The organism is Pseudomonas fluorescens (assembly GCF_002837185.1).
GTDB lineage: Bacteria > Pseudomonadota > Gammaproteobacteria > Pseudomonadales > Pseudomonadaceae > Aquipseudomonas > Aquipseudomonas fluorescens_AM.
In genome coordinates this window covers 12,693-31,673 of record NZ_KZ478027.1, presented here as the reverse complement: position 1 = coordinate 31,673, position 18,981 = coordinate 12,693, and the positions used below count along the sequence as shown (strand labels likewise).

At 60.7% G+C, this 18,981-nt stretch carries 20 protein-coding genes; 13 read left to right on the top strand and 7 right to left on the bottom strand.

Features of this window, described 5'->3' with window-relative positions:
• Positions 1-143: 143 nt before the first annotated feature.
• Both CIB54_RS25080 and CIB54_RS25075 read left to right on the top strand, forming a co-directional pair.
• A complete protein-coding gene (locus tag CIB54_RS25080; RefSeq protein ID WP_101221269.1) occupies positions 144-1,700 on the top strand; it encodes a DUF726 domain-containing protein in 1,557 nt (518 codons plus the stop codon).
• Between the two features lie 38 nt (positions 1,701-1,738).
• On the top strand, positions 1,739-3,058 hold the full coding sequence (locus CIB54_RS25075) for an Nramp family divalent metal transporter (protein ID WP_101221268.1): 1,320 nt from the start codon (positions 1,739-1,741) through the stop codon (positions 3,056-3,058).
• 212 nt (positions 3,059-3,270) lie between these two features.
• Here the strand turns inward: CIB54_RS25075 and CIB54_RS25070 are convergent, their stop codons facing one another.
• Entirely contained in the window at positions 3,271-4,203 is a 933-nt protein-coding gene (locus tag CIB54_RS25070; protein ID WP_101221267.1) for a LysR family transcriptional regulator, read from the bottom strand.
• Positions 4,204-4,318: 115 nt separating this feature from the next.
• Here CIB54_RS25070 and CIB54_RS25065 point away from each other — a divergent pair, with 115 nt between their 5' ends.
• From CIB54_RS25065 to CIB54_RS25055, 3 genes are all read left to right on the top strand, one after another.
• Positions 4,319-4,807, top strand: a complete 489-nt coding sequence (locus CIB54_RS25065) for a DMT family transporter (RefSeq protein ID WP_065950965.1) — start codon at positions 4,319-4,321, stop codon at positions 4,805-4,807.
• Positions 4,808-4,811: 4 nt separating this feature from the next.
• On the top strand, positions 4,812-5,267 hold the full coding sequence (locus tag CIB54_RS25060; protein WP_065950964.1) for a DMT family transporter: 456 nt from the start codon (positions 4,812-4,814) through the stop codon (positions 5,265-5,267).
• Positions 5,268-5,356: 89 nt separating this feature from the next.
• Positions 5,357-5,530 carry a metallothionein gene (locus CIB54_RS25055; RefSeq protein ID WP_083217968.1) on the top strand — a complete coding sequence of 58 codons (174 nt, stop codon included), beginning with the start codon at positions 5,357-5,359 and terminating at the stop codon, positions 5,528-5,530.
• 108 nt (positions 5,531-5,638) lie between these two features.
• Here CIB54_RS25055 and CIB54_RS25050 read toward each other — a convergent pair whose 3' ends face one another.
• The 3 genes from CIB54_RS25050 to CIB54_RS25040 form a co-directional block, all read right to left on the bottom strand.
• Positions 5,639-6,667 carry a purine-nucleoside phosphorylase gene (locus CIB54_RS25050; RefSeq protein WP_101221266.1) on the bottom strand — a complete coding sequence of 343 codons (1,029 nt, stop codon included), beginning with the start codon at positions 6,665-6,667 and terminating at the stop codon, positions 5,639-5,641.
• 14 nt (positions 6,668-6,681) lie between these two features.
• Positions 6,682-7,632 carry a nucleoside-specific channel-forming protein Tsx gene (locus tag CIB54_RS25045; RefSeq protein WP_101221265.1) on the bottom strand — a complete coding sequence of 317 codons (951 nt, stop codon included), beginning with the start codon at positions 7,630-7,632 and terminating at the stop codon, positions 6,682-6,684.
• Between the two features lie 172 nt (positions 7,633-7,804).
• Entirely contained in the window at positions 7,805-8,722 is a 918-nt protein-coding gene (locus CIB54_RS25040) for a helix-turn-helix domain-containing protein (protein ID WP_101221264.1), read from the bottom strand.
• A gap of 214 nt (positions 8,723-8,936) precedes the next feature.
• Between CIB54_RS25040 and CIB54_RS25035 the strand changes: the two genes are divergently transcribed.
• Positions 8,937-9,710 (top strand): L-iditol 2-dehydrogenase, encoded by a 774-nt coding sequence (locus CIB54_RS25035; RefSeq protein WP_065951029.1) that lies wholly within the window; start codon positions 8,937-8,939, stop codon positions 9,708-9,710.
• A 66-nt stretch (positions 9,711-9,776) separates the two neighbouring features.
• Here the strand turns inward: CIB54_RS25035 and CIB54_RS25030 are convergent, their stop codons facing one another.
• A complete protein-coding gene (locus tag CIB54_RS25030; protein WP_065950960.1) occupies positions 9,777-10,469 on the bottom strand; it encodes an NUDIX hydrolase in 693 nt (230 codons plus the stop codon).
• Between the two features lie 145 nt (positions 10,470-10,614).
• Between CIB54_RS25030 and CIB54_RS25025 the strand changes: the two genes are divergently transcribed.
• The 7 genes from CIB54_RS25025 (at position 10,615) to CIB54_RS24995 (ending at position 18,192) form a co-directional block, all read left to right on the top strand.
• Positions 10,615-11,262 carry an isochorismatase family protein gene (locus CIB54_RS25025; RefSeq protein ID WP_101221263.1) on the top strand — a complete coding sequence of 216 codons (648 nt, stop codon included), beginning with the start codon at positions 10,615-10,617 and terminating at the stop codon, positions 11,260-11,262.
• 11 nt (positions 11,263-11,273) lie between these two features.
• Positions 11,274-12,491, top strand: coding sequence for a nicotinate phosphoribosyltransferase (pncB, locus tag CIB54_RS25020; protein WP_065950958.1), 1,218 nt, complete (start codon positions 11,274-11,276; stop codon positions 12,489-12,491).
• Between the two features lies 1 nt (position 12,492).
• Positions 12,493-13,308, top strand: coding sequence for an ammonia-dependent NAD(+) synthetase (nadE, locus tag CIB54_RS25015; RefSeq protein WP_101221262.1), 816 nt, complete (start codon positions 12,493-12,495; stop codon positions 13,306-13,308).
• A gap of 117 nt (positions 13,309-13,425) precedes the next feature.
• Positions 13,426-13,896: a hypothetical protein gene (locus CIB54_RS25010; RefSeq protein WP_101221261.1), complete on the top strand. Its 471-nt coding sequence runs from the start codon at positions 13,426-13,428 to the stop codon at positions 13,894-13,896.
• 172 nt (positions 13,897-14,068) lie between these two features.
• Positions 14,069-15,430: a hypothetical protein gene (locus tag CIB54_RS27525; RefSeq protein ID WP_175413279.1), complete on the top strand. Its 1,362-nt coding sequence runs from the start codon at positions 14,069-14,071 to the stop codon at positions 15,428-15,430.
• Positions 15,431-15,602: 172 nt separating this feature from the next.
• Complete coding sequence (locus CIB54_RS25000) at positions 15,603-16,958, top strand: MATE family efflux transporter (RefSeq protein ID WP_065950955.1); 1,356 nt, start codon at positions 15,603-15,605, stop codon at positions 16,956-16,958.
• A 40-nt stretch (positions 16,959-16,998) separates the two neighbouring features.
• Complete coding sequence (locus tag CIB54_RS24995; RefSeq protein ID WP_065950954.1) at positions 16,999-18,192, top strand: MFS transporter; 1,194 nt, start codon at positions 16,999-17,001, stop codon at positions 18,190-18,192.
• On the opposite strand, the gene CIB54_RS24990 is transcribed toward CIB54_RS24995, so the two are convergent.
• Both CIB54_RS24990 and CIB54_RS24985 read right to left on the bottom strand, forming a co-directional pair.
• Positions 18,171-18,524: a type II toxin-antitoxin system HicB family antitoxin gene (locus CIB54_RS24990; protein WP_065950953.1), complete on the bottom strand. Its 354-nt coding sequence runs from the start codon at positions 18,522-18,524 to the stop codon at positions 18,171-18,173. The genes CIB54_RS24995 and CIB54_RS24990 overlap by 22 nt on opposite strands.
• Positions 18,521-18,772 carry a type II toxin-antitoxin system HicA family toxin gene (locus CIB54_RS24985; protein WP_101221260.1) on the bottom strand — a complete coding sequence of 84 codons (252 nt, stop codon included), beginning with the start codon at positions 18,770-18,772 and terminating at the stop codon, positions 18,521-18,523. The genes CIB54_RS24990 and CIB54_RS24985 overlap by 4 nt, the downstream gene beginning before the upstream one ends.
• Positions 18,773-18,981: the final 209 nt, after the last annotated feature.

Here is an 18,981-nt window from a genome sequence, read left to right as displayed (position 1 = left end):
ATGCCTGGGCTACCCGGTTTAACAGGGCGCTGATAACTTCGCGTGCTGAACAAAATCTGCATGGCGATGCACGGTGTTTTCATCTCGGCTTGATGTGCGCTTTGTTACCATGGCCGCCCCTTGCCACCAGGAGTCACCGGCCCATGCAGCACCAGTGGGATGAAATGCACCGCACCCGCAAGCCTACGTTCGTCCTCTGCGGCGAGCCTCAGGGGGATGTGCTCAATCTCTATGTTCACGGTTATTCGGCATTTTTCAGCCAGCAACAGTTGGCTGGCTTCAAGGCGCAACTGGCGGGCATTGAAGGCTCGACCAACCTGATGTTGTTCTGGCCGGCCGGGCACTTTCTGGAAAACCTGTTTGCACCCTTCAGGGAGGTGATCGCCTCGATGCTTGGCGGGGGTGGCCTGGGCGCGGCGACGGTGGGGGTGGGCAAGGCGATTGCTTACTTTCTCGACCATTACAAAAGTGTCGAGGCGCGTGTCGATGAAGTGGCCAGGACCTTGTTGCCCGAGCTGGCGAGGTACCTGCATGCCGAATCGCTGCAGGTGCGGCAAATCAATCTTATCGGTCACTCCCTGGGTGCGCGGATCGTGGTCAAGAGCATGCTGGCCAGCCCTGAAGTCGCGCATGAACTGCCGTTGAACAATCTGTTGCTGATGGGCGGGGCGATCTGTACGTCGAGCCCTTGGGAGGCGGTGACGGCATCGCTCAAGGGGCGGGTGATCAATTGCCATTCCAGTAAGGACTGGGCACTGGCAATGAAGCCGGACACCGAGCGTTGCATCGGCCGCTATGCCATTGCAGTGACGCCGGCCCTGAAAGCCAAGGTCACCAATGTTCACTTGGCCAGCTTCGACCATGCCGCCTACTGGCCGCAATTGAAAACAGTGGTGCAGTACACCGACCTGTTGCAGGAGCGCCGGGGCCTGATCCGCGCCGACCTGCGCAGCCGTGAAGTGCGCTTTGCCGAAGACGACGCGGACTTGTTTCCGATCCTGGCGCAGGCGCGGCCGGATGAGTTGAAGTTTCTCGCGCAGTTGATGGCACAAAAGCACAGCGCCTCGATTGATGCCAGTGTGCGCGAACCGCGCAAGCTCGCCATCGAGTTGCAGCGCATGGGCGGCGACAGTTTTATGAACCTGGGCCGTGGTCACGGCGTGGCCTATCGCCAGATCGCCGAAGCGGTGGCGCAACGCTTGGGCATCAAGTTCGACGATGCCCTTGCCAGCGTTGCCCTTGCGGATATCGAAGCGCAGGTTGCGCAAACACTGATCGAGCAGTACCAGGGCAAACTCAACGCCGCCGACCGCCAGGCGTTCGACGCCGAACTCCAGGCCGCGATGCAGAAAGAGAAAGGCCTGTTCACGCGGTTCAACGTTGGCGGTTCGGCCACCGCCGCCTTGAGCGGCACGGCATTGGCCGGGCTTACCGGGTTTATTGTGCGACGCGGTGCCGCCTCGGCAATTCCGGTGGTGGGCCAGGCGGTGGCGGCCGCGATGTTGCTGGTCAGCGGCGTACGGGCATTCTCCGGGCCGGCTTATTCGATCACAACCCTGGCGGTGCTGGTGGTCGGCGTAATTCGCCAGCGTCTGGAACGTGAGGCGTTGAATCAGGAGCTGGACCTGGTGGTGCAAGTGGTTGAAACGTTTGACTTGCCCCGGGAGACGGTGATGCGCACGGTCGCATCGGACTGCTAAGCTGGCGTCCTGACTTGTGTGTTTGCCTGGGATACCGCGTGAAATTCAGCCTGCCGAAAATTGCTACCGCCCCCTTCTGCCCGCCGGAAGTGGCCGGCTCCGTTGCCGTCGACCCCAAGGCGTCGTTTTTCAAGCGCGTGCTGATGTTCGCCGGCCCCGGCCTGTTGATCTCCATCGGCTACATGGACCCCGGCAACTGGGCCACCGCCATCGAAGCCGGGTCGCGCTATGGCTACAGCCTGTTATTTGTAGTGTTGCTGGCGAGCCTGGCGGGGATGGCGGTGCAGTGCCTGTGCTCGCGGCTGGGTATCGCGACCGGCAAGGACCTGGCGCAACTGTGCCGCGAGCGCTACAGCAAGCGCTCGGCGCGCACCCAGTGGGCGTTGGCGGAAATCTCCATCATCGCCACCGACCTCGCCGAAGTGCTCGGCTGCGCCCTGGCGTTTCACCTGCTGCTCGGTGTGTCGCTGACCACCGGTATCGTCATCACCGCCTTTGATACGCTGTTGATCCTGGCCCTGCAGAACCGTGGTTTCCGCCGCCTGGAAGCAATCATGCTGGCGCTGGTTGCAACCATCGGCGTGTGTTTTTTCATCGAACTGGTGTTGATCAAACCCTACTGGCCGGACGTGTTCAGTGGATTCACCCCATCCCTGTCCGCCATCAGCGATGCCGCGCCGCTGTACCTGGCCATCGGCATCCTCGGTGCGACCGTGATGCCGCACAACCTCTACCTGCACACTTCCATTGTGCAGACCCGCCTGATCGGCAAGGACCTGGCCAGCAAACAGGATGCGGTCAAGCTGGCCCGCATCGACACCATTGGCTCGCTGGCCCTGGCCCTGCTGGTCAACGCGGCCATCCTGGTGCTGGCGGCTGCAGCGTTCTACAAGACCGGCCATACCGACGTGGTGGAGATCCAGGACGCCTATCATCTGCTCGACCCGCTGGTGGGCGGCGCGTTTGCCAGCATCCTGTTCGGCATCGCCTTGCTGGCCTCGGGCCAAAGCTCGACCTTTACCGGCACGATCGCCGGGCAGGTGATCATGGAGGGTTACCTGAACCTGCGCATCCCGTGCTGGCAACGTCGCCTGATCACCCGTGGGCTGGCGCTGATCCCGGCATTTCTCGGGGTGTGGCTGATGGGCGACGACGCCATCGGCAAGCTGCTGATTCTGAGCCAGGTGGTCCTCAGCCTGCAGTTGCCCTTCGCGCTATACCCGCTGATCCGCATGACCGGCGACAAGCAACTGATGGGGCCGTTCGTAAACCGCCTGCCCACACGGATGCTGGCGTGGTTTTTATTTGCGGTAATCAGCGGGGCGAATGCGTGGTTGATTGGGCAGTGGGTGTTCTGAGTGACCTGTGTGCTGCTGGGCCATGACCTAGACCAGAATGTCGCCGCGCTCACATAAACATCGGCGGCATTTCATCGCGCCGATTCGCCGCGCTTTGGACTTACCGATGGGAACAAGCTACGCCATTGCGCGCCCGTGCTTTGGCCAAATATAGCCAAAACTACGTGAGCTATTAAAAACGGCTGAACCACGTGCTCAAGCCGCTCGTTCACTCACCGATCCCAATACGGCACCGTCCCGAAACACTCCACAAAATAATCGATCACCGTCCGCACCTTGAGCGACAGCCTGCGGCTGCCCGGCCATAACGCTGCGATTTGCTGGGGCTCCAGGGTGGTTGCCACCTCGTATTCCGTCAGCACCGCCTGCAAGGTGCCGGCGCGCAGGCCTTCGCCGATCAGCCAGGACGGAAACACCACCAGCCCCAGGCCCTGTTCGGCGGCGTGGGTCAGGGTGTCGGCGTGGTTGCCGGTGATCGGGCCTTTGACGCTGTAGGCGTTCCAGTCGCCCTGGTCGCGAAGGAAGAACCAGCGCTCCTGGCCTTTGATGCCCTTGTAGGCCAGGCATTGGTGATTGGCCAGTTCGTCGGGATGACGCGGCGTACCGTGCCGCGCCAGGTAGGCGGGGCTGGCGGCGAGGCGAAAGCGTTGCGGTGCGAAGATCCGCGCCTGCATGCTGGAATCGTTGAGTACGCCGATGCGAAACAGCAGGTCGGTGCCGTCCTGCAGCGGGTCGACGAAGGTGTCGGTTTGCTGGATGTCCAGTTGCAGCTTCGGATAGCGCCGGCACAGTTCTCCCAGCCACGGCGAAAGGTGACGCTGGCCGAACACCATGGGCGCATTGATGCGCACCAGTCCGCTGGGCTCGCTGTCCTGCTCCTGCAGGGCCTGGCTCGCCGTCTCCAGTTGTTCGAGCACCAGCCTGGCGTGGCGCCCGAGCAGGCGTCCGGCTTCGGTGGGGCTGACGGCGCGGGTGTGGCGGTACAGCAACTGCTGGCCGAGGGCATGCTCCATGAGCTGGATCTGCCGGGAGATGGACGAGGGCGCGAGGCCTTCGCGGCGGGCCACCTCAGAAAAGCTGCCATGGTCCAATACCGCGACGAACAGGCGCAGCGCCTTGAAACTCAACTCGTTCAAACCCTGCATCGTGGCTCCATGCTGTGCGTTATTCGCAAAGGTGTTGTCTGCATGCTGCCATTTATCGCACAGCTCGACCACCGGATAATGCGCCCCTGTTTTCTTCTTCAAGCGCGGGTGATGTATGCAGGCAAGTTCCATCGCAGATACGGCACAGTCCAGGCCGAAGCGCAACATTCTTCGGCTGCTATTGCTGCCGTTGGTCATCCTGGCAGGCATGGGCCTGTCGGTGGAGGCCGGTTTGCTCGGGCCGTTGGGGGTGCAGGTCGGGCATTTGTGGGCCACGTTGAGCATCTTTGGCGTCGGTTCGGCGATCCTGTTTCTGCTGTTGCTGTTCAGCGGCCCGCAAAAGGGCCCGGGGTTCACGCAACTGCCGCGCTGGCAGTTGATCGGCGGTTTCCTGGGGCCGATGTACGTGGTGGTGCTGACCCTGGCCACGCCTCATATCGGCGTGGCCATGACGATGATTGCGATCCTGTCCGGACAGGTAGGCAAGAGCGTGCTGATCGACCATTTCGGCTGGTTCGGCACGGCGCGCAAGCGAGTCAATGTGGAGCGCTGGATAGCCTTGGCGTTGATTGTGGCGGCACTTGTTCTGATTGCACGAGGGTAAGGCGATGAATCTGATTCTGTTGTTGGTCGTGGTGGTCGCCGCGGGTGCGGTATTGAGCGTGCAGGCTGCCATCAACGGCCGTCTTGGCCAGACCGTCGGGGTGTTGCGCAGCAGCCTGCTGACCTTTGCGGTTGGTGCGCTCACCACTGCGCTGCTGATTTTTTTCTTCGAGCCCGCCCAGGCGGTCAGCCTGCTGGAGGTGCCGAAGTGGCAGTTGACCGGCGCCCTGTTTGGCGTGGTGTACATGATGGTGATGGTCGGCGCGGTGCCTGTGGTCGGTACGGCGGTTGCCACGGTGGCGGTGATCGTGGGGCAATTGGGCATGGGCATGCTGATCGACAATTTCGGCTGGCTGGGCAACCCTGCGATCGAATTGTCCGGCAGCCGGATCGTGGCGATGCTGTGCCTGGCCCTGGCCCTGGTGTTCATGTATCGCAGCAATACACGCCAGGCTGACTGACGGCGCTGAACCTTGGCGCCGCACCTGGAGTCACTGTTTAAGGTGTGGCATTCGCCGCGCCGTGACGACCATGAAGAAGGAGTCTGACCATGCCGGATCAAACCTGTGCCTGCCCACACTGCAAATGCGTACTGGGCGTCGACGCGGTAATGAAGGACGGTAAGGGCTATTGCTGCCAGGGCTGCGCCGAGCATCATGCGCACGGTGAACCTTGCGCGGCGGCGACGGGTTGCGAATGCGCCAAATCGTCTGCCAACGCCTGAGCTGATTGATCAGCAGGCCCGTGCCCCCCGATAGCGGTGATCAGCCAACCACGTACTGACTGATGCACCGCTATCGGGAGCAAGCCTCCTCCCACATTTTGAGCTGTATCAGGCCTCTGGAACGCCTTTTTCCCAAGCCGACCAGTTGTTCAGGATCGCCTGTACCAGCGGATTCCCCGTGCGGTACAGGTTCTCCAGCGCCGGTACAAACCCACCCTGATCGGCGTACTTGAGCAGGTTGTCCACTTCGCTGTAGCCCGGGTACGGGCGATCAAAGTCGGAGCCTGCGCGCACCACCGCCAGGCGCTGGATATCCACCAGCCCTTCGCGACTGGCGCGCAACAGCGCTTCGTAGGTGGAGTTGTCTTCCTGCTGCGTCGTGCAGTATTCGCCCTTGTTGTCCGTGAGCAGTTTGGTCCACACCTCGGCGCGTTCGCTCAGGCGGGTGCCGGAGAACCAGGTGTTGCCCGCCAGGGTGTCGCAGCGTGTGACCTGGGGCGGTTGATTGGCCGGGGCGGCGGGGTAGTGCTTGCGCCAGGCGGCGGACTCTTTGCTTTCAGTCAACTCGACCTTGTGCGACAAGGCAAACGCCTTGGCCTGAAGCTTTGGGTTGAGCTCGAAGACTTCGGTCTTGTAGTCCAGCGGCGGTTTTTCATTGGGCCCCTTGGTGTTGATGCCGATATAACCCGTCGGCCAATCCTTGGGCGCATCCCGCGAATCCAGCTCCCATTGTGTCCCGAATTCCACCAGGTAATGCGCCCAGGCGGCCGTGCCGATCGTGCCGTGCCGGGGGCTGATACCGGCAATCCCGGCGATCAGGAAATAACTCTGGCGCAGGTCGAATTTGGGCGACAGGGCCAGGGCCAGGGTGGAGGCGGCGGCGTTGGTCTGGCCCATGCCGGTCACCAGCAGGCACACGTCCTGGGTGTTGCAGCGAATCGCCGGGTACTCGGCGGACAAGCCGGGCACGCGTACCTCCTGTTTGAGTTCCAGGCGCTCGATCCAGGTTTGCGCTTCGGGGGCGAACATGGTGATCAGCATCACCTTGGGTTTGATCGGCGCAGCGCTGTCCGCCAGCACCACGTGGGGCAGCAGGGCGAGGCCTGCAGCAATCGAGAGGCGGGTAAAAGTCTTCATCTGCAGCTCCTTGATCAGAATTGGTAGCCCACGCCGGCGTAGTAACCCCAGCCGTCGGAACGGGCGCGAAAGTTGCCTTCGCCGAAATTCAACTCGCTGCCGTCCTCCCAGTTGCCGCCGTTGTGAAAGTAACGGCCGACCAGGGTGAAGCGCAGGTGGGTGAATGAGTAGAGCAATACGTTGGTTGCCACCAGGGAATTGGCGGTGCGCGCCGGGTTGTCCTTGTGCAGGTCCGAGCCGAAATCATAGTTGGTGAAGCCGATGTAGGTCAGCGAGGCACCGTTATCGAACTTGCCGATGGGCACGATGTATTTCATCTGCGCGCGATAGCCGTCCCAGGAATACTCGTTACTGGCGCCGTAGTTTTCCCACTGGTAGCGCCCGTAGAAGTTAGCCGACAGGTTGACCCGCGAGTGGGTGTCGATGTCGGTGCCAAGGCCGCTGTACAGGGTGTTGGCGCGATTCTCTTTGTTGCTGCCGTGGTCGTAGATCCAGTCGAACGCCACATACCATTCCTTGAACGGCCCGATCGCCAGGCTGCGACCGGCCAGGTAGTCGATGGAGATACGTGGCTCGTGTTCCATGAACACGGGCGAGCCATGGTCCCACGCGCCTTTGTCGTTACTGTTACCGATGCCGAGGATCTTTGGCACGTCGATGTAGCCGTACAGCTCGAACGGCCCCTTGCGGCCGAAATACTCGTATTCCAGGTAGACGTCGTCCTGGGGCTTGGGGCCGAAGCTGATGTCCTTGCTGCCGATCAGCGTCAGGTCCTGGTTGAACCATTCGGACAGGTAAGCGCCTTTTTTCGCCGGCGGGCTGGCCTCGGGGCTGAGGGTTTCGCCCTGTGCCGAGTCATCCGAAGGTTGGTCGTGCGCCAAAATGGGTGCACTGAGTAGTCCCGTAACGGCGGCCAGTAGCAAGGAAACACCGAAGCAAGCGCTAGGCGTTGAGGTGGGGTGCATTGAAAATCCCTATTCGTACGCGGTTTGAACCCGATTGCTCGGGCGAGGTGAACCTGGTGGCCAAGTTCGTTCCGCAAACGTTTGCACAGGCTGTACCAACTTTAGTCAATCGCCTGAATCGGCTGGAAAAAGGCCGAAATAACCGTCCTTATGATCAGAAAATGCCTGGGTGTCATTTATTTGAGGTGGCTGACCAAGTGGCGCCGGTGTCGCGCCGATATTCACTCGGCGTCTGGTTCATCTCGATCCGAAAATGCCGGTTGAAATTGGACAGGTTGGCGTAGCCCACTTCAAAACAGATGTCCGCCACCGACCTGTCGCTTTGCAGCAATAACCGGCAGGCGCGCTGTACGCGAAATTTGCGCATCAGCTCGATAAAACCATGGCCGGTATTGCGTTTGAAAAAGCGCGAGAAGCCCGGTTCGCTCATTTCCAGTTGCCGGGCGATGTCCGACAGGCGCACATCGCCGCTCAGTTCACGCATGAGGTAGTCGAAGGCCTGATTGATGCGGTCGGCGCTGCGCGGGTCCAGGGTCGGGGCGTAGCGCGGGCTGGCCAGGACCTTGATCTGTCGGGGCGGGGCGTTCTTGAGGGTGTCGAGCAGTTGCAGGAACAGCACCAGGCGGTGCAGGCCCTGGGCGTTGCCGATGGCTTCCATCAGCCGGGCCGCCTGCGCCGCTGTTTCGTGCTTGAACTCAAGGCCGCGTCGCGCCTGTTCAAACAGCGGCTGCAGGTCGCCGAGTTCCGGCAGGGCCTCGCGCAGGGCAAGAAGGGCGGCGCCGTCAAATTGCAGCACCACGTCACGACCGCGCTGGCACTCGCCGGGTGCCAGGTCGCCAATCCAGTCGTGGGGCAGGTCGGGACCGATCAACGCGACATGCCCGGCACCGAATGCACCAATATAGTCGCCGGCCACCAGCTTGCCGCTGCCGTGGCGGATCAGGTGGATTTCGAATTCGGGGTGGTGATTCCAGCGCGCCAACTCCATCGGATAGTCATGCTCGAACCAGCGAAAGCAGTGCTGCGGCTCTGGCAGGATCACTTCACGTTCGGCGCGGCGTTGCTCGAACAGGGGAGCGCGGAGGGGCATGTGGCTGCCTCTTGTATGTTGGATAACCGCCAAAATACGCGCCTTGGCAGGCTCGGCGCTACCCACGGTGCTATCTGGCACTGATACTTTTTTGCACGCTTGAGGTCGGTTAAAAAAGTACCGGTCGGGCGTGTGCGGTGCGTTTGTGAGAGGTCGGCTCCAACTGCTGTAATCGTCCCGGCAGGAATCCGACATGATTGCAGAGGACATCGCCATGAAACGACTTGAAGGTAAAAGCGCACTGATCACTGGATCGGCGCGCGGCATTGGTCGCGCGTTTGCCCAGGCCTATATCCGGGAAGGCGCGACCGTCGCCATTGCCGATATCAACCTGCAGCGCGCCGAGCAGACGGCTGGCGAACTGGGCCCCCAGGCTTACGCGGTGGCAATGGACGTCACCGACCAGGCCTCCATCGAGGCGGCGATCGGCGCCGTGGTCGCCCGTGCCGGCAAGCTGGATATTCTGATCAATAACGCAGCACTCTTCGACCTGGCACCCATCGTCGACATCACTCGCGACAGCTATGAACGGCTGTTTTCGATCAACGTCGCCGGTACGCTGTTTACCTTGCAGGCCGCCGCGCGGCAGATGATCCGCCAGGGCCACGGCGGCAAGATCATCAACATGGCCAGCCAGGCCGGACGACGCGGCGAGGCGCTGGTGGCGGTGTATTGCGCGACCAAGGCGGCGGTGATCAGCCTGACGCAATCGGCGGGGTTGAACCTGATCAGGCAGGGCATCAATGTCAATGCCATCGCCCCGGGCGTGGTGGACGGTGAGCACTGGGATGGGGTGGATGCACTGTTCGCCAGGCATGAAGGCCTGGCGCCGGGCGAGAAGAAGAAACGGGTAGGGGACGAGGTGCCTTACGGGCGCATGGGCACGGCGGAAGACCTGACCGGCATGGCGATCTTTTTGGCGTCGAAAGAAGCTGACTATGTCGTCGCACAGACCTACAACGTCGATGGCGGCAATTGGATGAACTAGCGGCGTGCACCCATCAACACGGTGGGAGCGGACAAGCAGCCCCACCGTAGATATGCGTTGTTCAGGTCATTCGGCAAAGCTGCGATCAAAGAAGTAGATCTCTCCTGGCTTCAACATGTCCACCGTCGCCTGGGGCCGGCCGCCTTCACCCTGCTTTTTGCGCCCGGTTTCACGCAGATACCCGGCCTCGGTCAGTTTCAGCAAGCGCTGGCGGATACTGGTCTTGAGCACCGGCCGGGCGAGCACCAAAGAAAAAATCGTAGTCGCCTCCGGTGCGCTGAACTCACGCCCCAGGAACATCAACGGCAGGCTGCTGTACAGCGATTTGGAAAACAATCGCTCCTGCACGGCCGCCACAAGGCTGTTGTGATCAAACGGTAACTTGATACTGCCATCGGCTACCGCATTCAACGAATACCAGGCCTGATGGCCGCCCAGCGCGACTTCTTCGGCCACGATCCCCAGGTAGTAAGTGGACGATGACCAGCAGCGCGGGTCGCGAAATGCATCGCCCACGGTGCCCACCTGTTCGTTCCAGACCAGATCGAGGCCGACCTTGTCACTGGAGCGAAGCCGCTCCACCGCATCCTGCAGGCTCAGGTCCTGCACATCGCCATTGACCACCACACCCGGCAATGCCCAGTGTCCGGCAAAGGGCTCGGCATCGCGCTTGTTGAGCAACAGCTTCAATTCCCCGCAGGCACGGGAGTAACACACGACGCACAAGTCGACGGTGTGCAGGTAGGGGCTCAATGGCATGTGACGTCCTTCTTACAACGTAGGCACCTAGTCTAACGCTTCGGACAGATATGTCATGTACTCGAACTGAGGCAGTCATGAAAATACCTGTTGCCATGAAAGTACATGACGTGTACTTTTGTTTCCAGGCCACCGGAGAATCACCATGACCCTCGCGAAAACCGCCATTGCTTCATTCGATGTGGATGCCCAGAAGAGTTTCACGCCGTTGTGCCCCGACGAATTGCCCGTCGCCGGCGGCCATCTGATCGGCACCGAACTCAACTACATGGCCAGCCTCGCCGGGCGACGCATCGGCAGCAAGGACGCCCACACGCCGCAGGCGCCCTGGGTGGTCGCGCAGCACAGCCAGATGCTGCAACCCACCGGCCTGGCTCACGCCGATGTCACCTGGGTCAGCCACTGCGTGCCGGGAACCGAGGGCTTCACCTTGCTGGCTGAACTGCCCAGCCCCTATGACTACGACTACTTCGTCTGGAAGGGCGTCGAGCCCGACCTGCACCCCTACGGCGCCTGCTACCACGATCTGCACGACAAACTGTCGACCGGCGTCATTGAATACCTCAAGGCCCAGGGTATCGTCCGCGTGCTTGTCGGTGGTCTGGCCCTGGACTATTGCGTCAAGACCACCGCCTTGCAACTGCTCAAGGCCGGGCTGCAGGTGGTGCTGCACCTGCCGGCGTGTCGAGGCATCACTGAGGAGGGCGGTGCACAGGCCGTCAATGAGTTGCTCAAGGCCGGTGCTGCCATCAGCCGCACCCGCGAAGAACTGGCCGCGATGGCCACGCGTTAAGGAGATCCACCATGGAAAGCGCCTATGACAACGAGTCCCCGGTGATCCAGGGCTTGCTCGACACCGATTACTACACCTTCACCATGATGCAGGCGGTGCTGCACCAGCACCCCAATGTGGACGTGGAATACAACTTCATCGTCCGCTCCAGGGAAAAACTCGGCCATCTGATCCCGTCGTTGCGCGCCGAGCTGGAAAAGCTTGCCGGCCTGCAGATGCGTGAAGGCGAGCTGCGCTTCCTGTTCAACCCGCGCTTTCGCGAATACCTCACGCCGGATTACGAGCGCTTCCTCGGGCTGTTTCGCTTCAACCTGCGTTATATCCACGTCAGTGAAGTGGACGGGCAATTGAACATCCGGGTGATCGGCCCGATGCTGCACTGCATCATGTTCGAGCAACCGGTACTGGCGCTGGTCAGCGAGCTGCGCAACCGCGACAAGTACCCCGACGTCACCCTCGAAGACGTCACCCGCAAGCTCTACCAGAAGTTCGACTGGCTGGAGAAAAACCTCAGCCGTGATGAGCTCGCCGACCTGCGCGTCTCCGACTTTTCCACGCGCCGGCGCCTGTCATTCAAGGCCCAGCGCGAAGTGGTGGACATCATGCGCCGCGACTTCCCCGGCCAGTTCCTCGGTACCAGCAACGCACACCTGGCCTATGAATTCGACTTGCCGCTGATCGGCACCATGGCCCATCAATGGCTGATGGTGCACCAGCAACTGGGGCGTTTGCGCGAAAGCCAGAACGCCGCACTGGAAAACTGGGTGCGTGAGTACCGTGGCCGGCTTGGTATGGCCCTGACCGATTGCATCAGCACCGATTTCTTCCTCAAGGATTTCGACCTGTACTTCGCCAAGCTCTACGACGGTCTGCGCCAGGACTCCGGCGACCCCATCGTGTGGGCCGACAAGGTCCTGGCCAGATATAAGGAACTCGGTATCGACCCCATGACCAAAGACCTTATGTTCTCCGATGGTCTGAATTTCGAAAAATGCCTGCCGATCCTGCGGCATATCCGCGGCAAGGCCCGGTTCGGCTTTGGCATGGGCACCAGCCTTGCCTGTGATGTGGACGGCGTGGAGCCACTGAGCATCGTAATGAAGCTGGTGCGGGTACACGGTGAGCCGGTCGTGAAATTTTCCGATGACCCGGTCAAGAACGTCTGCGAAGACCCGTCGTTTTTGCAATACGCGGCACAGGTATTCAACGTTGGTAGCGTGGAGGTATGACATGCACACTCAAGAACGGATCGCCCGTGAGCTGAACGTCGACCGCTCGCTGGTCACAGGTGGCGAGCCTCGGGAAATTCAACGGCGCATCGATTTCATCAAGCGTTCGTTGCGCGCTTCTGGCTGCAAGGCGCTGGTGCTGGGTATCAGCGGCGGTGTCGACTCCTTGCTCGCAGGCCGCCTGTGCCAGCTGGCAGTGCAGCAACTGCGCGACGAAGGCTACGCCGCACGCTTTATCGCCATGCGCCTGCCCTATAAAACCCAGGGCGACGAACAGGATGCCCAGGCCTCCCTGGATTTTATCCTGCCGGACCATATCGACACATTGGACATCGCCGCCAGTGTCGACGGCCTGATGGCCAGCCTGGCCGCGCCACAAGCCAGTGCCGCACAACGCGATTTCATCAAGGGCAATGTCAAGGCCCGCGCGCGCATGGTCGCGCAGTATGCGGTTGCCAACCTGCACAATGGCCTGGTGGTCGGCACCGACCAGGCGGCCGAAGCGCTGATGGGTTTCTTCACTAAATTCGGCGACGGCGCCTGCGACCTGGCACCGTTGTCCGGCCTGACCAAATCCCAGGTGCGCTTGCTTGCCAGTGCCCTCGGCGCGCCGGCGAACCTGGTGCAAAAACCGCCGACTGCGGATCTTGAAGAACTGGCACCGGGGAAACTCGATGAAGATGCCTATGGATGCTCGTACGCAGAGATCGACGCGTACCTGATGGGCGAGCCGGTTAGCGAGCGGGGGAGGGCGATTATCGAGGCGGCGTACGGCCAGACAGCGCATAAACGCGCGCTGCCGATTGCCCCGCAGTAGGCGCGGGCTGGAAGCCATATCAGGAAGTGTCCCGCCGTGAAATGGAATTTTCCCTACATTCCTTAAGGATAGGGATTCTTTACGCTCTGAACTTTCATTGAGTTCAGGATCAAGGGAATGGCTTCCAGCGTACTGAAAGCGCGTGATTCAATCGCCAGCGTTTTGCGCCGCTACCTGGCAGTGGTTGTCGGCACAACGGCCATGGCGATTGTGTCAGGCATCCTGGTGACGGTATTGGATGATTCGACCTGTCTGCGCAGGCTCGACCCGTCGCTCAACGCGCAGATGTCAGGGTGGAGTCTGGCCGCGTTGGCGACTGTTGCAGTGTTTTCCAATGTCATGATGGTATGCGGGCGGCATTGGGCGGGCATTGTCCTGGCAGGCTATTTTGTGATGTGTCTGATGCTGGTGGTACCGACCCTTCAGTACCATCCCCATACCTTGGCCTATTCGCTGGGTATCGTATGTCCGCTGTGCGGATTGCTTCTGCTCAATACCGAACGCCACCGCGAGATGCGCCAGACGCTGTTAGAGCTGCGTGTTCAGCGCAACGGCGGTGGCGATCGGGCCGCAGATCAATCCGTTTGATCCTGCACGTCGCCGGCCCTCGCAGGGGGGGATGAGTAGTCCAATTCTGATGCGAGAAAACCCTATGTCTGTTTGGAACTGCACTGTTTTCAGTTGCCACCAAAAGGCAGCTGAACCGAGCGCTTGTTGGTTTGGTCAGGCCGTTGTCACGTCCAAGACATGAGGTGTTGCCATGATGAATACTTACTTGAACCAACCGTTCTATTCGCCTCCGCCCGCGCAGAACTACGATTTCTCGTCAGCGGGGAATGGGCGCAATGCGATGGAGAACATGCCCGGCGCAATGACCAGCAATTATTCCCATTCGGCCGTTGCAGATTTGCTGCGTCAAAACTTCGAGTATTTCACATCGCCTGGAACTTCTTTCGCGTCGCGAGACTCACTGGCTGATGTGGCCAATCGTCCATTGGGAAACGGCGGTTATGATGACCAGATGACGTTGCTTGCCAGGGATATATTGGGTCGGCCCGGCCTCGCAAGCCTGTTTGATGGTGTTCAAAATGGCGCTCAGGAAGATGGCCTGATTAACCGCGAGGATATGCAGCTCGCTATCGGTCAGTTGTCTCAGCAAGAGGCAAGTGGGTATTCCCCAATGTCAGGCAATCGGTTCGCTGTGGGGAATAACGGCGCGATGCAACAGCCAGGCAACGGGTTTTCAGGGAATTACAACGGCGCGATGCAACAGCCGGGCAACGGGTTTTCAGGGAATTACAACGGCGCGATGCAACAGCCCGGCAATGGGTTTTCAGGGCGTTACAACGGCGCAATGCAACAGCAAAGAATAAATCAGCAATTTTCTCCCCAGTTTAACGCGCAACCTGCATCCGGTGGGCCGCGAGGCATGGAAGGCTGGCAGTCGCAGCAGCCCCAGATGCGCGCGTATGCATCGCAACCGCCGTCTTATATGGGCGCGCAAGGTAACCAGCAATGGAGCCCGTTGATGGCCGGTGGTCGACCCTATGCCAATGACAGTGACGAATCGTTCTCGGCCAAGGTGCTTTCTCATTTCGGCGCCCTGCAAGACCCCGTGTCGGGGGGAATCACTGACGCGTCACTGAGCGCTGCGGCTTCGGGGTATACCCAGGGCGGGCGGCCTGTCAGTCAGGCGGATATGTTGGTTGCTCAGGAATTGATGGAACGAGGTGATTTGTTCAAGACCCTGGACCAGGGGCGCAGTGGCAAGCTCGACGGCGCTATCTCTCGGCAGGATCTGGGTGATGCATCGAGTCAGTACCGCACTGTCAGCGACGAAGGACTTCTTCAGGCGGTGAAGGACAATTTCAGACAGTTTACCGCCGGCGGGGATGACAATTACAGTAACGTCAACGAGCTCAAAGAGGCGGCAGGTCTCGTCCCGTCCGACCGAACATTCAGCCCGCAAGCACGTGAAGTGGCGTTTGAGTTGCTCAACCGCCCGGGACTGCTGCGAGAGCTGGATATCGGCACCAACAGTAAAGGGGGCGTCGGTTACGAAGACCAGCGTTTTGATATGGCTAATATCGACTATATGCTCCAGAAAAAGTCGTTCGTGTGATTCAATTCTTGCGCTGACGCGTTTGCTGGTAATCTTTGCGCCTCTGCGGGCGAGTAGCGTCGACTGATCGCTGAAGGCTGTTTCCTGTCAGTCAGGAGGCAGCCATCGGCGCCGGCGCCAATACACTCAAGCAGTTGACGAAAACTACCGGCATTCAAGGCCCCGGATCATCATGCAAGTCACCCAGCAACGACCGTTGTGGCAGGTTTATTTATTCTTTCTGGCACCGATGGTGCTCTCCAACTTCCTGCAAAGCTTCTCCGGTACGCTCAACGGCATCTACGTTGGGCAGATGCTCGGTACCCACGCGCTGGCGGCGGTGTCGGGCATGTTCCCCGTCGTCTTTTTCTTCATTGCCCTGGTGATTGGCTTGGGTGCCGGCGCCTCGGTGTTGATCGGCCAGGCCTGGGGCGCCCGGGAGACGGGACTGGTCAAGGTGATCACCGGCGCCACGCTGACCCTTGGCGCACTGATAGGCGTGCTCGCGGCCGTACTGGGGGGGCTGTTTGCGCGCCCTGCGTTGCAGGCCTTGGGAACCCCCGTCGATGTGCTGGACGATGCGGTGGATTATGCCCAGGTGATGATGCTGATCATGCCGCTGCTGCTGGTGTTTATCCTTTATACCCAGCTGCTGCGCGGCGTCAGCGACACGGTCTCGCCGTTGTTGGCGCTGATGGTGTCGACGCTGGTGGGCTTGTTGCTGACGCCGGCGCTGATCCGCGGTTGGATCGGCCTGCCGCCCATGGGCATCCAGAGTGCGGCGTACGCCGGGCTGGCGGGGAATGCCCTGGCGATGCTGTTCCTGATGCTGCGCCTGCGTCACAAGCACCACGTGATGGCGCCGGATCGCGACATGCTCGCGGCCCTGCGCCTGGACCGGGCGATCCTCGGCAAGGTCCTGCGCATCGGTTTGCCTACCGGCTTGCAGATGGTGGTGCTGTCGTTGTCCGAATTGGTCATCCTGGCGCTGGTCAACGGCCATGGTTCCCAGGCAACGGCGGCGTACGGCGCGGTGACGCAGATCGTCAATTACGTGCAGTTTCCGGCGCTGTCGATTGCCATCACCGCCTCGATCCTGGGGGCGCAGGCCATTGGCGCCGGGCGCCTGGAGCGCATCGGGCCGATCCTGCGCACCGGGCTGTTGATCAACACCGTTCTCACCGGTGGCCTGATCGTGCTCGGCTATGGGTTGTCGCATTGGCTGCTGGGTCTGTTCATCACCGACGCCGCCGCGCGCGTCAACGCCGAGCACCTGTTGCACATCATGCTGTGGAGCATCCTGGTGTTTGGCTTCCAGGCCGTGATCGGCGGCATCATGCGCGCCAGCGGCGTGGTGTTGATGCCGGTCGCCATCTCGATTTTCTGTGTGCTGTGCGTGGAATTGCCGGTGGCGTACCTGTTCAATGCGCACTTTGGCCTGGAAGGGGTGTGGATGGCGTTTCCGGTGACTTACCTGGCGATGCTGGTGTTGCAGACGGCCTATTACCGGTTGGTATGGCGGCATAAGCAGATCAAGCGGCTGGTGTGATACAAGGTTGCCCCATCCAAGGAGAGAAGGCGCTTCATCAATGGCAAATCCCTACGCCGCATTGTTCCAGGTGCCTGGCGCTCGCGCATTTGTCCTGGCGGGCATGCTGGCACGCATGCCGATCTCCATGACGGGTATCGGCCTGATCACCATGCTCTCGCAGGTGCATGGCGGTTATGGCTTGGCGGGCGCGGTGGCGGCGGTATTCGCGTTGGCCACGGCACTTTGTGCACCGCAGGTATCACGTCTGGTGGATCGATACGGCCAGGGCAGGGTGCTGCCTATCGCCGCGCTGATCGGTGGTGGCGCGTTGTTGATGGTACTGCTGTGCACGCGTTTGCAGGCGCCGAACTGGACGTTGTTCCTGTTCGCCGCGCTGGCCGGCTGCATGCCCAACATGTCGGCCATGGTGCGGGCGCGCTGGACCGAGTTGTACCGCGGTCAGCCCAGGCTGCAAACCGCTTTCGCCCTGGAGTCGGTGCTCGATGAGGTGTGCTTTATCATCGGCCCGCCCATTTCGGTCGGTCTGAGCGTGGTGCTGTTTGCCGAGGCCGGGCCTTTGGTGGCGGCGCTGTTGCTGGCGGTGGGCGTGACCACTTTCGTGCTGCAGCGCGAGACCGAACCGCCGGTGCATCCACACCACGACCACCATGGGCGCTGGCTGATTGCCTCGCCTTCGGTGCTGATCCTGATGACCCTGTTGCTGGCCATGGGGGTGATTGTCGGTGTGGTGGATGTGGTCAGCGTTGCCTTTGCCCAGCATCAGGGCCAACCCGCAGCGGCGAGTATCGTGCTATCGGTGTACGCCATCGGCTCCTGCCTGGCCGGCCTGGCTTTCGGCACGCTCAAGCTCAAGGCCTCGTTGCCCCGACAGTTTCTGTTCTGCGGCGTGGCCACGGCGTTGACGACATTGCCGTTGCTGTGGGTGACCGATATTCCGGGTCTGGCCGTGGCGATCTTTATCTCCGGTCTGTTCTTCGCCCCAACCCTGATCGTGTCCATGGCGCTGGTGGAGCAGGTGGTCCCACCGAGCCGCCTCACCGAAGGCATGACCTGGCTGATCACCGGTCTGAGCATTGGCGTGGCCATTGGCGCCGCAAGCTCGGGCTGGATGATTGACCACGCTGGCGCCGCCAGCGGGTTCTGGGTGGCGCTGGCGGCGGGGCTGGTGGTGTTGGCTTCGGCTGTGCTGGGGTATCGGCGGTTGGGTAGTCAGCCAATCGCCGGGCAATGATGTTGTAGAAACTCATTCAGCGCTTGGCGTGTCAGGTCGTTCAACGTCACTTTCTTACGGTTCGCCGCCAAGGCTGCAGCCAAGTGCAGGTCATGGCCGACGCGTACGTTGAAGGAGCCCTTGCAAGGCTTTTCCGGTGTTTGCCCCAGGGCCTGGCAGGTTGCGAGGTAATCGTCCACCGCCTCTCTGAAGGCTGCGTCCAATTCGGCGACGGTTTTGCCTTCGTAGCTCACCAATGCCTTGATGAACAGGATTTTGCCGAACAGGCAGTTGTCTTCGAGGCTGGCTTCGATGGAGCCGATGTAACCTTTGTGTTTCAGCTGGTTGTTCACTGAATCAGTTCTCCTGATTTCAATTGTTCGATGATTTGGCGCCGAATGTAGTGTTTCAGTTCGTTGCCGGGGTGAGGCTTGTGCAGGGTGATCAGTGCACTGGGGTCGCCGATATCGAATTTGACCCGGCTTCCAGCCCCTTCAATCTGTGTGTAGCCCAGTCGGCGTAACAGCACTACGAGTTCAGACCAGGTGAATGCCATGTGCTCGTTGAGCAGTTTGGCGAGCAGCTTTTCATTTTTGGACACGGCGTTCCCTGCGTGTAACTAAATGTAGTTGCAAAAAGTGGTGTGCGTCAATGCTAGCTCGGTCTGGTGGGTCTTTCTTGAGATTGATGTAACCCTTGATGACACCTCGCCTTCAGCCCCTCACTCCTCGCTAATTTTTCCCTTTGCGGTTCGTTTTATAGGGACGACGTGCCTTTGTGCTTCCTGCCTATTGCTCCGGACTCCAACAA